This is a genomic window from Corynebacterium sp. 335C (assembly GCF_053525695.1).
Genome location: NZ_JASTTB010000002.1, coordinates 99,964 through 112,958 on the forward strand (window position 1 = coordinate 99,964; position 12,995 = coordinate 112,958).

The 12,995-nt window shown below is 74.8% G+C and carries 11 protein-coding genes and 1 pseudogene; 6 read left to right on the top strand and 6 right to left on the bottom strand.

Annotated elements, in window-relative coordinates; translation table 11 throughout:
• Nucleotides 1–18: 18 nt before the first annotated feature.
• Genes QQS41_RS07470 through QQS41_RS07485 form a run of 4 tightly spaced genes read right to left on the bottom strand, consistent with a single transcriptional unit; the run spans nt 19 to nt 3,018 of the window.
• Complete coding sequence (locus tag QQS41_RS07470; protein ID WP_448852090.1) at nt 19–159, bottom strand: hypothetical protein; 141 nt, start codon at nt 157–159, stop codon at nt 19–21.
• Nucleotides 156–1,613 (bottom strand): ABC transporter ATP-binding protein, encoded by a 1,458-nt coding sequence (locus QQS41_RS07475; protein ID WP_448852091.1) that lies wholly within the window; start codon nt 1,611–1,613, stop codon nt 156–158. Before QQS41_RS07475 ends, QQS41_RS07470 begins: the two co-directional genes overlap by 4 nt.
• Nucleotides 1,610–2,395 (bottom strand): energy-coupling factor transporter transmembrane component T, encoded by a 786-nt coding sequence (locus tag QQS41_RS07480; protein WP_448852092.1) that lies wholly within the window; start codon nt 2,393–2,395, stop codon nt 1,610–1,612. Before QQS41_RS07480 ends, QQS41_RS07475 begins: the two co-directional genes overlap by 4 nt.
• A gap of 17 nt (nt 2,396–2,412) precedes the next feature.
• Nucleotides 2,413–3,018: an MptD family putative ECF transporter S component gene (locus QQS41_RS07485; protein WP_448852093.1), complete on the bottom strand. Its 606-nt coding sequence runs from the start codon at nt 3,016–3,018 to the stop codon at nt 2,413–2,415.
• A 273-nt stretch (nt 3,019–3,291) separates the two neighbouring features.
• Between QQS41_RS07485 and QQS41_RS07490 the strand changes: the two genes are divergently transcribed.
• The 5 genes from QQS41_RS07490 (at nt 3,292) to QQS41_RS07510 (ending at nt 9,836) form a co-directional block, all read left to right on the top strand.
• Nucleotides 3,292–4,143, top strand: coding sequence for a TatD family hydrolase (locus QQS41_RS07490; RefSeq protein WP_448852094.1), 852 nt, complete (start codon nt 3,292–3,294; stop codon nt 4,141–4,143).
• Between the two features lie 356 nt (nt 4,144–4,499).
• Nucleotides 4,500–5,630, top strand: coding sequence for a transglycosylase family protein (locus tag QQS41_RS07495; RefSeq protein WP_448852095.1), 1,131 nt, complete (start codon nt 4,500–4,502; stop codon nt 5,628–5,630).
• 114 nt (nt 5,631–5,744) lie between these two features.
• Nucleotides 5,745–6,656, top strand: coding sequence for a 16S rRNA (adenine(1518)-N(6)/adenine(1519)-N(6))-dimethyltransferase RsmA (rsmA, locus tag QQS41_RS07500; RefSeq protein ID WP_448852096.1), 912 nt, complete (start codon nt 5,745–5,747; stop codon nt 6,654–6,656).
• A gap of 151 nt (nt 6,657–6,807) precedes the next feature.
• The gene (locus tag QQS41_RS07505; protein ID WP_448852097.1) at nt 6,808–7,791 is read left to right on the top strand and encodes a GHMP family kinase ATP-binding protein; all 984 of its coding nucleotides are present in this window, start codon (nt 6,808–6,810) and stop codon (nt 7,789–7,791) included.
• A 194-nt stretch (nt 7,792–7,985) separates the two neighbouring features.
• Nucleotides 7,986–9,836: an ABC-F family ATP-binding cassette domain-containing protein gene (locus QQS41_RS07510; protein WP_448852098.1), complete on the top strand. Its 1,851-nt coding sequence runs from the start codon at nt 7,986–7,988 to the stop codon at nt 9,834–9,836.
• Nucleotides 9,837–9,935: 99 nt separating this feature from the next.
• Here QQS41_RS07510 and QQS41_RS07515 read toward each other — a convergent pair whose 3' ends face one another.
• Nucleotides 9,936–11,372 carry a carboxylesterase family protein gene (locus QQS41_RS07515; protein ID WP_448852099.1) on the bottom strand — a complete coding sequence of 479 codons (1,437 nt, stop codon included), beginning with the start codon at nt 11,370–11,372 and terminating at the stop codon, nt 9,936–9,938.
• A gap of 308 nt (nt 11,373–11,680) precedes the next feature.
• Between QQS41_RS07515 and QQS41_RS07520 the strand changes: the two genes are divergently transcribed.
• Nucleotides 11,681–12,181: a YbaN family protein gene (locus QQS41_RS07520; RefSeq protein WP_448852539.1), complete on the top strand. Its 501-nt coding sequence runs from the start codon at nt 11,681–11,683 to the stop codon at nt 12,179–12,181.
• Here the strand turns inward: QQS41_RS07520 and QQS41_RS07525 are convergent.
• A pseudogene (locus QQS41_RS07525) lies at nt 12,153–12,908 on the bottom strand (alpha/beta hydrolase family protein); the annotation flags it as partial. The gene QQS41_RS07520 and the pseudogene QQS41_RS07525 overlap by 29 nt on opposite strands.
• Nucleotides 12,909–12,995 lie beyond the last annotated feature (87 nt).

Here is a 12,995-nt window from a genome sequence, read left to right on the forward strand (position 1 = left end):
GGTTCCGTGATCCCCAGCCTAGTCCCGGCCGGCGCCGGTGCCCGCGGCTCCGGCGGAGCCCGCGCCGGCATCCGCGGCGCGCTTCTCCTTCGCCTCCCGCTCGGCGGCCGCGGCGTCGAACTCCGACCGCCCGGCGGACGGGGCATCCTTCTCCGTCACGGCTCCTCCCTTCCCGGCAGCGCGATCACGCGGTCGGCGCATGCCTCGACGAGCTCCTCGTCGTGGGTGATGACGATGACGACGACGCCGTCGTCCGCGAGCCGGCGCATCAGCGTGCCGATGGCCAGCAGATGCTCGCGGCCGACGCCCGACGTCGGCTCGTCGAAGATGCAGATCCGCGGCCGCCGCGCCATCGCGGACGCGATGACCAGCCGCTGGCGCTGTCCGCCGGACAGGGACTGCGGGTGCCGGTCCTCCAGCCCCGCCAGGTCGACCTCCGCAAGCAGGGCGCGGGCGTCGACGCCGTCGAGGCCGAGCTCCACCTCGTGCTCCACCGACTCGGTGAACAGCTGGCGGGCGACGTCCTGCATGACGATGTACGCCCGCCCCCGCCGCTTGTCGGCGGTCAGCCGCACCCCGTCGAGGGAGACGGCCGCGCCGCGGTTCTCCTTCTCCAGGCCGCAGACGATGCGGGCCAGCGTCGTCTTGCCCGCGCCGTTCGGGCCGGTCAGGGCGGTGATGCGGCTGGCGGGGAAGTCCATGCGGTCGACGTCCAGGACCGTCTGCCCGCGGCGGTAGCCGAAGCGCAGCCCCTCGACGCGCAGGCCCGGGGCGTCGTCCGCCCACGGGTCCGGCTCCCGCGCCGGGGTGGGCGCGAGCCGGCGGAGGCCGAGGCGCCGGCGGGTCCCGTCGTCAAGCGCGAAGAACGCGTCCCCCGTGAAGCGCTCCGCGACCCGCCCGTCGCGCAGGTACAGGACCCGGTCGACGAGGCCGCGCAGGTAGTGGAGGCGGTGCTCGGCGACGACCATGGTGACGCCCCGGGACCGCAGGTCCGCGATGAGCGCGCGGAGGTCGCCGACGGCGGCGGGGGAGAGGTTCGACGACGGCTCGTCGAGCAGCAGCACCCGCGGCTCCGCGGCGATCGCGGCGGCCGCGGCGACGCGCTGCACCTCGCCGCCGGACAGCTCCATGATGTCGCGGCCCAGCAGGCGGACGACGTCGGCGACGGCGGCGGCCTCGTCGACGCGTGCGAGGATCTCCTCCCGCGGCAGGCCGAGGTTCTCCAGCCCGAAGGCCAGCTCGTCGACGACGCGGGCGTTGAAGAAGCCCGTCCGCGGGTTCTGGAAGACCGTCGCGGTCGTGCGGCCCGCGTCGTGCAGCGGCGTGTTCGGGACGTCCACGCCGGCGACGTGCACCGACCCCGACAGCTCGCCGGAGTGGAAGCCCGGCACCAGGCCGTTGAGCAGCTTCAGCACCGTCGACTTGCCGGAGCCCGACGGCCCGCACAGCAGCGTCAGCGTGCCCGGCGCGGCGTCGAAGGTGACGTCGTCGAGGCCGTGCTCCGTCGGCTCGCCCTCGGGGCCGGAGAGGTAGCGCAGGCGGACGTCGCGGACGTCGACGGCGGCGTCCGCGGTGCCCTCGGCGCCCGGCGCGTCCGCGCCCGCGGCGCTCACGACGCCACCGCCAGCGCGACGAGGCCCGCGAGGAACACCAGCACGACGCCGTCCATTGCGCGGAACCGCAGCTTCGTGATGGTCGTCTGCCGCCCGCCGGCGCCGAGGCCGCGGATGATCGCGGCGGCGGCGAGGTCGTCGCCGGAGCGCACGACCATCGACAGCAGCGGCACCAGGACCAGCTCGCCGTAGCGCAGCGGGTGGGCGACGAAGCCGCGGGCGCCGGGGCTGACGCCGCGCAGGGACATCGCCTCGGTGATGGCGCGGGCCTCCCGCATGATGACGGGCAGCATGCGCAGCACGACGGCGACGGGGATGAGCAGCTGCTTCGGGCAGCGCACGGCCCGCAGCGCGGACATCAGCTCGGCGGGGCGCACGGCCCGGATGGCCCACAGGCCCAGGCCGATGGTCACCGCGAAGCGGGCGAACCACAGGCAGGTGACGCCGAGCAGCGCCCATCCGGTGCCCTCGGTCAGGCGGGGGATGAGCAGGTAGCCGGCGCTGAAGACGACGAGGAGGCCGGCGACCCACGCCAGGGTGCGCCACCGGCCGACGGTGGCCAGCAGCACGCAGGCGACGGCGCCGACGGCGATGTAGACGCGGGCGGGCAAGTTGGCCATGGCCAGGGCGTTGCCGGCCAGCAGCATGAGCAGGACGGTGCGCGGGTCGACGCGGAGCGCCTCGCCCCGCCTGACGACGTCCGCCGCCGTCGCCGGGGCCTCCGCGCCGGCCGCGGCTCCGGCGTCCGGCGGTCCCGCGGGCGCGGTGGTCGCGGGGTTCACGGGTTCCTCCCGGGAGGTCACGCCAGGCCGGAGCGGCTGAAGTGGCGGCGGTTGACGCGCACGCCCAGCAGGCCGCCGAGGTAGCCCAGGATGAACAGGCAGAACGTCCAGACGATGAGCAGCCACGGCTGGAACAGGTCGCGCATGGCGTCGGTGTACTCCTGGCCCATCTGCGTCGCGATGTCGGCGTAGTAGGCGTCGGCGTTGTAGAAGATCGGCAGCAGCGGGGTGATGAACACCAGCGTGAAGATGGCGTAGGCGATCGGGATGCGCCTGGCCAGCGTGGCGCGGGGGCCGCGGGCGACGATGACGTCGCCGATGAGGCCGAGGATCGCCGCGCCGGGGATGACGCCCCAGTAGTGGCCGGTGAGGGTCAGCAGGATGCCGAGGACCAGGCCCATGATCGTCAGGGCGCCGATCTTCGGGGTGCGCGCGAGGTGGAGCGCGACGACGATGCCGTTGAGCAGGATGCCGATGGCCCAGCCGACGAACATGAAGATCGGCGCGATGATGCCGATCATGCCCGTCATCCACATGACGACGAAGTAGAGGGCGGTGAAGACGCCCACGTCGATGAGGTTGCGGGTGGTCAGCTTCGGGTTGGCGGCGGCCGGTGCGGACATGGCTCCCCCTGAATGTGACGGAGGTGAACGTTTTACGCAGCCAAGCCTAATCCTAAATGGTGATTAGATTTTGTGTCGTCGGTCACCGCCGCCCCCGTTCGGGGCATGTTGCGTGACGACGGCCGCCGCGCCCGCGGTGCGCGGCGCGGGAGCGGCCCGGGTCCGCGGTTCATCGCGTGACGACGTGCCCCGCCCGGGCGGTCGCCACCCGGCGCCGCCCCGCGCCCGCCCCGCCGCCCGGGGCCGCCGCGCCCGGCCCCTACACTCGGGCGCATGGGGAAGAAGAGGAAGGTCGCCGAGCTGGCGCCGTTCACCACGCCGATGTTCGACGCGCACACCCACCTGGCCTCCTGCGGTGCCCGGGACGCGGAGTCCATCGCCGCGCTGATGGATCGCGCGGCGGCCGCCGGCGTCGTCGGCGTGTGCACCATCGGTGACGGGCTGGAGGAGACGGAGCTGGCCGTAGAGGCCGCGCACCTCCACCCGCGCGTGTGGGCCGCCGCGGCCATTCACCCCACCCGCGCCGGCGAGCTCGACGACGCCGCCCGCGCCCGCCTGGAGGAGATGGCCCGCAACGACCGCGTCGTCGCCATCGGCGAGACCGGCCTGGACTGGTACTGGGTCGGCCAGATGGAGGGATGCGCGGAGCCGGACGTCCAGGAGGAGGCGCTGCGCTGGCACATGGAGCTGGCGGCGGACGTCGGCAAGCCCCTCATGATCCACAACCGCGACGCGGACGCCGACCTGATGCGCGTGCTCGCGGACTTCGACGGCACCGTCATCCTGCACTGCTTCAGCTCGCCCATCGACGTCGCCCGCGAGGCCATCGACCGCGGCTACGTGCTGAGCTTCACCGGCAACGTCACCTTCAAGCGCAACGACGAGCTGCGCCAGGCGGTCGCCGAGGCCGACGCGGACAAGCTGCTCGTGGAGACCGACGCGCCGTACATGACCGCCGAGCCGTTCCGCGGCGCGCGCAACGAATCGCAGTTCATCGGCCACCAGGTCGCGTGCATGGCCGAGGCCCGCGGCCTCGCCGCCGACGAGATGGCCGCGCAGCTCACCGCCAACGCGCGCCGCATCTACGGGCTGCCGGAGATTCCGCCGGTGCCGCGCCCCGCGTAGCGCGCGGAGTCGCGGCCCGCGCCGGGCGCGGGCCGTCACGCGCGTGACGACGAGGCCCGCGCCGCGCGCATCCCGCGGTGCCCGCGTGCATCCGCCGTGACGCGTGACGACGGGGCCCGTGTGGCTGCTGCGACGGAAGCCGCGGTTGGGGCGGTCGTGGCATGCGGCCGGTGTGACCTGCGCAATCGTTTCGGTGAAAAGTCATCGAACAGTTGGACATTGGCCGTGACCGTCCCGTAATCTTCCCCGAAGCGCATGCGGACATATGCATGACGGCAGCCCGGACCGGGCCGCCCGAGAATCCCGACGCGCCACCCCATCCCAGCCCGAAGCCACGTCAGCGAGGTAGACGACCAGTGAGCGCCCTGAAGAAGAACACGGTCAACCGCGGCAACGAGAAGACGCCGGCCGCCGCGAAGGTCGGCGCCGCCGGCCTCGCCGTCGCGGTCGTCGCCGGCGGCGGCGCCGTGGCGCTGTCCCAGCAGAAGGACGTCGAGGTCGTCGTCGACGGCGAGGTCCAGCAGACCTCCACCTGGTCCTCCGACGTGGAGGGCGTCCTCGACGCCGCTGGCGTCGACGTCGGCTACGAGGACGAGGTCATCGCCCAGGACGCCATCTCCGACGGCTCCCGCGTCGAGGTCCGCACCGCCAAGCCGGTCACCGTCGTCGTCGACGGCGAGCGCCGCGAGATGACCACCACCGCCGTCACCGTCGACGAGCTGGTGAAGAAGCTGGGCTTCGGGGAGCGCGACGAGATCGCCGACGCCCCGGCGAAGATCCCGGCCGAGGGCCTGGAGCTGGCCGTCACCACCGCCAAGGACATCGTCCTGCACGACGACGGCGCCGCCCGCCCGCTGACCGTCCCGGCCGCCACCGTCGCCGACGTCCTCGCCGCCCGCGGCATCGAGCTGAAGGAGGGCGACACCGTCACCCCGGCCGTCGGCGAGAAGGTCGTCGACGGCATGGACATCACGGTCTCCCGCGACATCGTCAAGACCGTCATCCAGACCCTCCCGTTCGAGGCCCCGGCCCAGGTCATCGAGGACCCCGACATGTACGTCGGCGAGTCCGAGGTCGTCGAGGCCGGCACCCCGGGCGAGAAGGAGGTCACCTTCACCGTCACCAGCCGCGACGGCGTCGAGCTGTCCCGCGAGGTCGTGAAGGAGAAGGAGCTCGCCGCCCCCGTCGCCGGCGTCGTCCGCCAGGGCACCAAGCAGCGCATCGCCGCCCCGGCCGCCGGCTACGGCGTCTGGGACCAGCTGGCGCAGTGCGAGTCCGGCGGCAACTGGGCCATCGAGACCGGCAACGGCTTCTCCGGCGGCCTGCAGTTCACCGACTCCACCTGGGCGGCCTACGGCGGCACCGCCTACGCGCCGCGCGCCTCCGGCGCCACCCGCGAGCAGCAGATCGCCGTGGCCGAGAAGGTCCAGGCCGGCCAGGGCTGGGGCGCCTGGCCCGCCTGCACCGCGAAGCTCGGCATCCGGTAGCGCCCGTCCGCGCCCACGCGGCGCCCGGGCCGGCCGGAGGGACCCGTCGTCACGCACCCCATGTGCGGGCGGCGGGTTCCGCGCATCCCGGGCCCGCCGGGTAACGTCCCCGGCATGCACGACACCGCCGGGACGGACCCCGCCGCACCCGTCCGCCTGCTCGGGCCCGCCGACATCCGCGCGCTGGCCGAGGAGCTGGACGTCACGCCGACGAAGAAGCTCGGCCAGAACTTCGTCCACGACCCCAACACGGTCCGGCGCATCGTCGCCGCCGCCGACCTCGACCCCGCCGACTACCCCGTCGAGGTCGGCCCCGGGCTCGGCTCCCTGACCCTCGCGCTGCTGGAGCACTGCGGCCGCGCCGCCGCCGTCGAAATCGACGAGCGGCTCGCCGCCCGCCTGCCCCGCACCGTCGCCGAGCGCGCCCCCGGCCGCGACCTCGCCCTGGTCAACGTCGACGCCATGAAGGTCCGCGCCGCCGACCTGCCCGAGGCGCCGACCGCCCTGGTCGCCAACCTGCCGTACAACGTCTCCGTGCCCGTGCTGCTGCACATGCTCGCCGAGTTCCCCACCATCCGCCGCGTCCTGGTGATGGTGCAGGCCGAGGTCGCCGACCGCCTCGCCGCCGAGCCCGGCTCCCGCACCTACGGCGTGCCCAGCGTCAAGGCGTCGTTCCACGGCGACGTCCGCCGTGCCGGCGCCATCGGCCGCAACGTCTTCTGGCCCGCGCCCAAGGTCGACTCCGGCCTCGTGCGCATCGACGTCTTCGGCGTGCCCGGCCCCGGCGGCGAGCCGTCGCCGGCCGGCGAGTCCCCGTGGCCGCGCGACGCCGCCGCCCGCGACGCCGTCTGGCCGCTGGTCGACGCCGCCTTCGCGCAGCGCCGCAAGACCCTCCGCGCCGCCCTGGCCGGCCACTACGGCTCCGCGGCCGCGGCGGAGGAGGCCCTCGTCGCCGCGGGCATCGACCCGAAGCTGCGCGGCGAGAAGCTCGGCGTCGCCGACTTCGCCCGCCTGGCCGGCATCTGACGGGGCGGGCGGGGCGCGGCGCGCCGCCGCCCGGGTGGCCGCGCCCGGGCGCCGCGCACGTCCCGCCGGACACCCGGCCACCCATGAGCCGCCGCGCATGCGCCCCGCGCGCGTCGGCCGCCGGCCGCCCCGCCCGCGCTACGATCCGCCCATGACCGCCGTCACCGCCACCGCCCACGCGGGCGTCACGCTGCGCCTGTCCGTCGGCGACGGCCCCGCCGACCCGGGGCTGCGCCCCTTCGACGCGGTGCGCATGGCCGTCACGCCGGTGACCCGGGTGACGCTGGACGACGACCGGGACGTCGCCCGCGTCTCCGCCCGCCGCGACGACGGCCGCGGCGCCGTCACCGCCCTCACCGTCCGCGGCCACCGCGCACGGCCCGTGCCGTGCGGCCCCGACAACCTCGCGTGGCGGGCGACGGAGGCCGCCATCGCCGCCGCCGGCGCCGGCGCGCGGCTGACCGGGGGCGTGCGCCTCCACGTCGACAAGGGCTTCCCCGGCGGCTCGGGCCTCGGCTCCGCCGCCGCGGACGCGGCCGCCGCGCTCGTCGCCGCCCGCGCGAAGCTCGGCCTGGCGCTCACCGACGGGGACCTGCGGGCCATCGCCGCCGACCTCGGCCCCGCCGTCGTCGCGGCCCTCGACGGCGGCGCCACCGTCATCACCTCCGACGGGGCGGAGGCCGCCGTCGCGCCCGTCCTCGCCCGCGGCCCCTTCCACTGGGTGATGGCCCTGCACACCCAGCCGCTGTCGGCCGCCGAGGTGCTCCGCGCCCGCGACCGCATCGCAGCGGACCGCGGCATCGAGCCCGCCGGGGACCCCAACCCGCTGCTGCGCGCGCTGGCCGCCGGCGACGCGGAGGCGCTGGCCGCGTCGATGCGCAACGAGGTCCAGCCCGCCGTCATCAGCCTCAAGCCCGGGCTGCGCCGCATCTTCGCCGCCGGGGAGGAGGCGGGCGCGCTGGCCTCCACCGTCTCCTCCACCGGCACGGCCGTGGCGTTCCTGTGCCCCGACCGCGCCACCGCCCTCGAGGTCGCCGTCGCCGCCGGGGGAGTGGGCCTCACCCTGGAGGTCATCGTCGCGGAGGGCGCGGCCGGCGCCGCCACCCTGCTGCCGCCGCCGGAGCCGGCGGCGTAGCCGTCGTCAAGCAACCACCGCGCACCTGCGGAACCCGCCGCACGCACCCGCGCCACGCGCCCCACGTGCGTCCCCGCGCACGCCCCCGATCGCGTGACGACGGCCGCTGCCCGCCGCGGTGCCGGACCCGCGGCGCCGCCCCGATAGACTCGACCGGACGCACCCGCACCCGACGACGAAGGAGCCCGCGCCCCGTGGCGAACCTCATCAACCTGGAGAACGTCGACAAGTCCTTCGGGCTGAAGACCCTGCTGGACCAGGTCAGCCTGGGCGTGCAGGAGGGCGACCGCATCGGCGTCGTCGGCCTCAACGGCGGCGGCAAGTCCACGCTGCTGCGCGTCCTCGGCGGCGTCGAGCCCGTCGACTCCGGCCGCGTCAGCCACGCCACCGATCTCCGCGTCGCGCACGTCGCCCAGGACGTCGGCCTGCGCGACGACGCGACGGTGTTCGGCTCCATCATCGAGCCGCTGGGCCTGGCGGAGCACGAGTGGGCCGGCGACGCCTGCGTCCGCGGCGTCCTCGACGGCCTCGGCATCCACGACCTGGGCCTGGACACCCTCGTCGGGGACCTGTCCGGCGGCGAGCGCCGCCGCGTCAACCTCGCCGCCGCGCTGGTGCGGGACCTGGACCTGCTCATCCTCGACGAGCCGACCAACCACCTCGACGTCGAGGGCGTCCAGTGGCTGGCCGACCACGTGCTGTCGCGGAAGTCCGCGCTCGTCGTCGTCACCCACGACCGCTGGTTCCTCGACACCGTCGCCACCCGCACGTGGGAGGTCCACGACGGGCAGGTGGACATGTACGACGGCGGCTACAACGACTGGACCTTCGCCCGCGCCGAGCGCGCCCGCCAGGCCGACGCCGCCGAGGCCCGCCGCCGCAACCTCGCCCGCAAGGAGCTGGCGTGGCTGCGCCGCGGCGCCCCCGCCCGCACGTCGAAGCCCCGCTACCGCATCGAGGCGGCGGAGGCGCTCATCGCCGACGTGCCCGCCCCGCGCGACTCCGTCGAGCTGCTCGCGTTCTCGAAGCGGAGGCAGGGCAAGGTCGTCATCGAGCTGGAGGACGCCGCGCTCGACGCGCCGGACGGCCGCCGCCTCGTCGACTCCCTGACCTGGCGTCTGGCGCCGGGCGAGCGCATCGGCCTCGTCGGCGTCAACGGCTCCGGCAAGACCACCCTGCTGCGGGCCCTGGCCGGCGAGCACCCGCTGGCGGAGGGCCGCCGCGTCGAGGGCGTCACCGTGCGCCTGGGCTGGCTGCGCCAGGAGCTCGACGACCTGCCGCTGGAGATGCGCGTCATCGACGCCATCGAGGACGTCGCCACCCGCATCGAGGTCGGGAAGAAGGAGCTGACGGCGTCGCAGCTGGCGGAGCGCCTCGGCTTCTCCCCGAAGCGCCAGCGCACCCCCATCCGCGACCTGTCCGGCGGCGAGCGCCGCCGCCTGCAGCTGACGCGCGTGCTCATGTCGGAGCCGAACGTCCTGCTGCTCGACGAGCCGACCAACGACCTCGACATCGACACCCTCCAGGAGCTGGAGGACCTGCTGGACGGCTGGCCGGGCACCCTCGTCGTCATCAGCCACGACCGCTACCTCGTCGAGCGCATCTGCGACTCCACGTGGGCGCTCTTCGGCGACGGGGCGCTCACGAACCTGCCGGGCGGCATCGACGAGTACCTGAGCCAGAGGAGGCGGGCGGCGGCCGCGGGAGACGCGGGCAAGCGTTCGCGTGACGACGGCACCCGCCCCGGCGCGGACGCCGCGGCCGGCGGCCCGGCCGGCGCGGCGGAGGCGGGGCCCGCCTCGGGGCTGTCGGCCCAGGAGGAGCGGGCCGTGCAGAAGGAGATGCGCGCCCTGGAGCGGAAGATGGGCAAGCTCGAGCAGCGCGAGGCGAAGCTCGGGGAGGAGATGGCGGCGGCCTCCGCCGACGTCGCCAACCTGGACACCGCGAAGCTCGCGGACCTCGACCGGCAGCTGGGAGAGGTCCGGGAGGAGCGCGAGGCCCTCGAGATGGAGTGGATGGAGCTCGGCGAGCGCCTGGAGGGCTAGCCGCGGGCGGTCCCGCGCATGCGGGCTAGCCGCGGGCCAACCGCCCGCGGGGCCGTCGTCACGCGCGGCGGCGACCCGCCGCGGCCCGTGACCCGGGCCCTAGCGCTGCCCCGCGGCGGCCTTCCCGATGCCCGCCGGGCGCGTGCCGGCCGGGCCGAACTCGCGGAAGCGGATGAACGGCTCGGAGCCCTTCAGCCCCACCGCCGGCGGGTTCGACGAGCCGATGCCGGCGTCCGACAGCCGGCCGTCGCGGGCGAACTCCGCCCACGCCGCCCGCATCCGCCGACCGTCGGCGTCGACGACCGCCCAGTCCAGGCCCTCGATGAGGCTGGAGCCGGACCACGAGTCCTCGTCGCCCAGCAGCAGCGGGATGTCGATGATGTGCGCCGACCGCACCAGGCTGCCCGCCGGGCCCCAGTCCAGCCGGTACGTCGCGCCGCGGCCGCCGCCGGCGGCGTGCCGGTCGACGAACCGCTTCATCGGCCCGTAGGTGATGCGCGTGTAGTGGCGGGTGATGGCCTCCATCAGCGGATCGCCGATGAACGGCATCCGGCGGGCGCGCTGCGCGTCCTCCCGGAACTCGCTGAACAGCGCCGCCTCGCGGGTGGTGTGGCCGACGAGGACCTCCACGCGCGGGGCGACCTCCTTCAGCGCCGCGTCGACGCCGGAGCGCGGCGGCAGCGGGTCGTGGCCGTACTGCGGGCCGAACGGCATGTTCGCGAACAGGCCGTGGTCCTGCGCCGCCTCCGTCGCCCGGCCCTCCGCCTCCAGCATCTCCTCCACCGGCATGTCCTTCGACAGCGGGCCCGCGGCGGCGAGCATGTCGTCGGTCATCGCGCCGCGCTCGCCGTGCATGCCGAACGGCGCGGACTGGACGATCGCCCGGTCGAACAGCGGCCCGTCCGCCCGGCCCTCCAGCATGTCGTGGCCGTCGGCGACCATCAGCGCGACGATCGCGTCGGCGCCGGCGGACTGCCCGAACGCCGTCACCTTCGCCGGGTCGCCGCCGAACGCCCCGATGTTGCGGCGCACCCAGCGCAGCGCCTCCCGGATGTCCATCAGCCCCAGGTTCGCGGGGGCGACGTCGCCGTCGCCGAGGAAGCCGAACATCCCCAGCCGGTAGGTCACGGTGACCACGACGACGCGCTGCTCCGTCACCAGACGCCGCGGGTCGAAGCCCGGCAGGTCGCCGGAGCCGGAGACGTACGCGCCGCCGTGCACCCACACCATCACCGGGGCGCCCGCGTCGGCCGGCAGCCCCGCCGGGACGTGGACGGACAGGCGCTGGCAGTCCTCGTCGACCCGCAGCTTCGACGCCGTGCGGCTGACCGCCAGCGCCGTCGACGGCGGCGTCTGCGGGCACGCCGCGGCCGGCGTCTCCGCGATGAGCAGGTCGTCGTGCGGCTCGACGGGGCGCGGGACCTCGTACCGGCCGCCGACGGCGTAGCGGATGCCGAGGGCGCGGTCGACGCCGTCGCCGCTGACGCCGGCGACGTCGCCGTCGGGGGTGGACCACTGCGGGCGGGACTTGTTCATGCCGGAAATGATGTCATGAATGGAACCGTTTCGGGCGCGCACCGCCGCGACGGGGGGAGGGCGCGGGGCGGGGGCCGTCGCAAAGCACATGATCGCGCGCGGGGTCGCCGACGGCCGCGCACGGTCCCGCACACGATGAGGAACGGGCGTCGGGGTTAGGTCACCGGCGCCGAATCACCTTTGAGTGGCCTTGGTCCGCGGCGCTACGATGGACGGGTCCCCCGGACACCGGGGCCGGGGCCGGGGACCGGCGCGACGGGCGCCGGCGGGCCCGGAGGCGGAGAGGAGAGCGGATGTCGTCCGGACCGATGCGATGGGCGCTCATCGCGGTGGGGCTGGTCGCCCTGGCGCTCGGCTCCATCGGCGTGTTCCTGCCGCTCATCCCGACGACGCCGTTCCTGCTGCTCGCCGCGTTCTGCTTCGCGCGCACCTCCACCCGGCTGCACGCGTACCTGATGAACCACCGCATCTTCGGCCGCTACCTCCGCGAGTACCGCGAGGGCCGCATGAGCACGAGCTACAAGATCCGGACCCTCGCGCTCATGTGGGCCGGCCTGCTGTTCTCCATGTGGATGGTGGGGAAGTGGTGGGCCATCCCGCTGCTCGGCGCCATCGGCTGCGGCGTCACCGTCCACATCATGCGGCTCCACCCGTCGGAGGCGGTGCCCGCCGCCGGCGCCGCGGGCGCGGGCGATGCGCCCGTCGCGGATGCGCGTGACGACGGGGACCGCGCCGCGGAGGCCCCGGACGCCGGGGCGGCCGAGCCCGCTACGCCTTCGGAAGGTAGGGCTCGACCCACGTCCGGATGACGTCGGCCGCGCGCTGCGCCGCACCGGAGCGCGTCAGCATGTGGTCCGCACGGTCCAGGGAGACCAGGGACTTCGGGTAGCGCGCCAGCGTGAAGATCTTCTGGGCGTTGTCGATGCCGACCGTCTGATCCGTCGGGGAGTGCAGCAGCAGCAGCGGCTTGCGCAGCTTGTGCAGGTACGTCTCCGGGTTGTTGTCCGCCAGCACCTCCAGGAACTCGCGGGACATCGGGATGTCGCGGCCCGCGATGGACAGCGTCTGCGTGCCGTTGCGGTCGATGTCGCCGATGGCGTCCGCGAAGTGGAAGATCGAGTGCGCCGGGTCGAACGGGGCGCCGATCGTCGCCACCGCCTTCACCTTCGGCATCTGCTGGGCCGCCAGCAGCGACGCCGCGCCGCCGAGCGAGTGGCCGATGAGCAGGCTCGGCGCTTCGTACTCCGCCTCCAGCAGCTCGTAGGCCTTCACCAGATCCGCGACGTTGGTGAGGAACGTCGTCTGGTCGAAGGAGCCGCCCGACTGGCCGAGGCCCGTGAAGTCGAAGCGCAGGCACGCGATGTCCTGCTTCGCCAGCGCCTTGCACACGCGGGAGGCGCCCGGCACGTGCCGGTTGCAGGTGAAGCAGTGGGCGAAGAGGGCCCACGCGCGCGGCGAGCCGGAGGCCGGCATGTCGATGGACGCGGCCAGGGTTTCGCCGGTGGAGCCCTCGAAGGTGATGTTCGTCGTCGGCATGGGGTCGACGGTACTACCCCCGGCCTCCCCCGCGGGGCCCATGTGCGTGGAATCGCGTGGTAAAGGCGCAGTGACCGCGGTTACACC

Bases quoted from the DNA above. Each gene is read 5' to 3' on its own strand.
- QQS41_RS07485 (WP_448852093.1), bottom strand. From the start codon at position 3,018: ATGTCCGCACCGGCCGCCGCCAACCCGAAGCTGACCACCCGCAACCTC.
- QQS41_RS07505 (WP_448852097.1), top strand. From the start codon at position 6,808: ATGACCGCCGTCACCGCCACCGCCCACGCGGGCGTCACGCTGCGCCTG.
- QQS41_RS07515 (WP_448852099.1), bottom strand. From the start codon at position 11,372: ATGAACAAGTCCCGCCCGCAGTGGTCCACCCCCGACGGCGACGTCGCC.
- rsmA (WP_448852096.1), top strand. From the start codon at position 5,745: ATGCACGACACCGCCGGGACGGACCCCGCCGCACCCGTCCGCCTGCTC.
- QQS41_RS07520 (WP_448852539.1), top strand. From the start codon at position 11,681: ATGCGATGGGCGCTCATCGCGGTGGGGCTGGTCGCCCTGGCGCTCGGC.
- QQS41_RS07490 (WP_448852094.1), top strand. From the start codon at position 3,292: ATGGGGAAGAAGAGGAAGGTCGCCGAGCTGGCGCCGTTCACCACGCCG.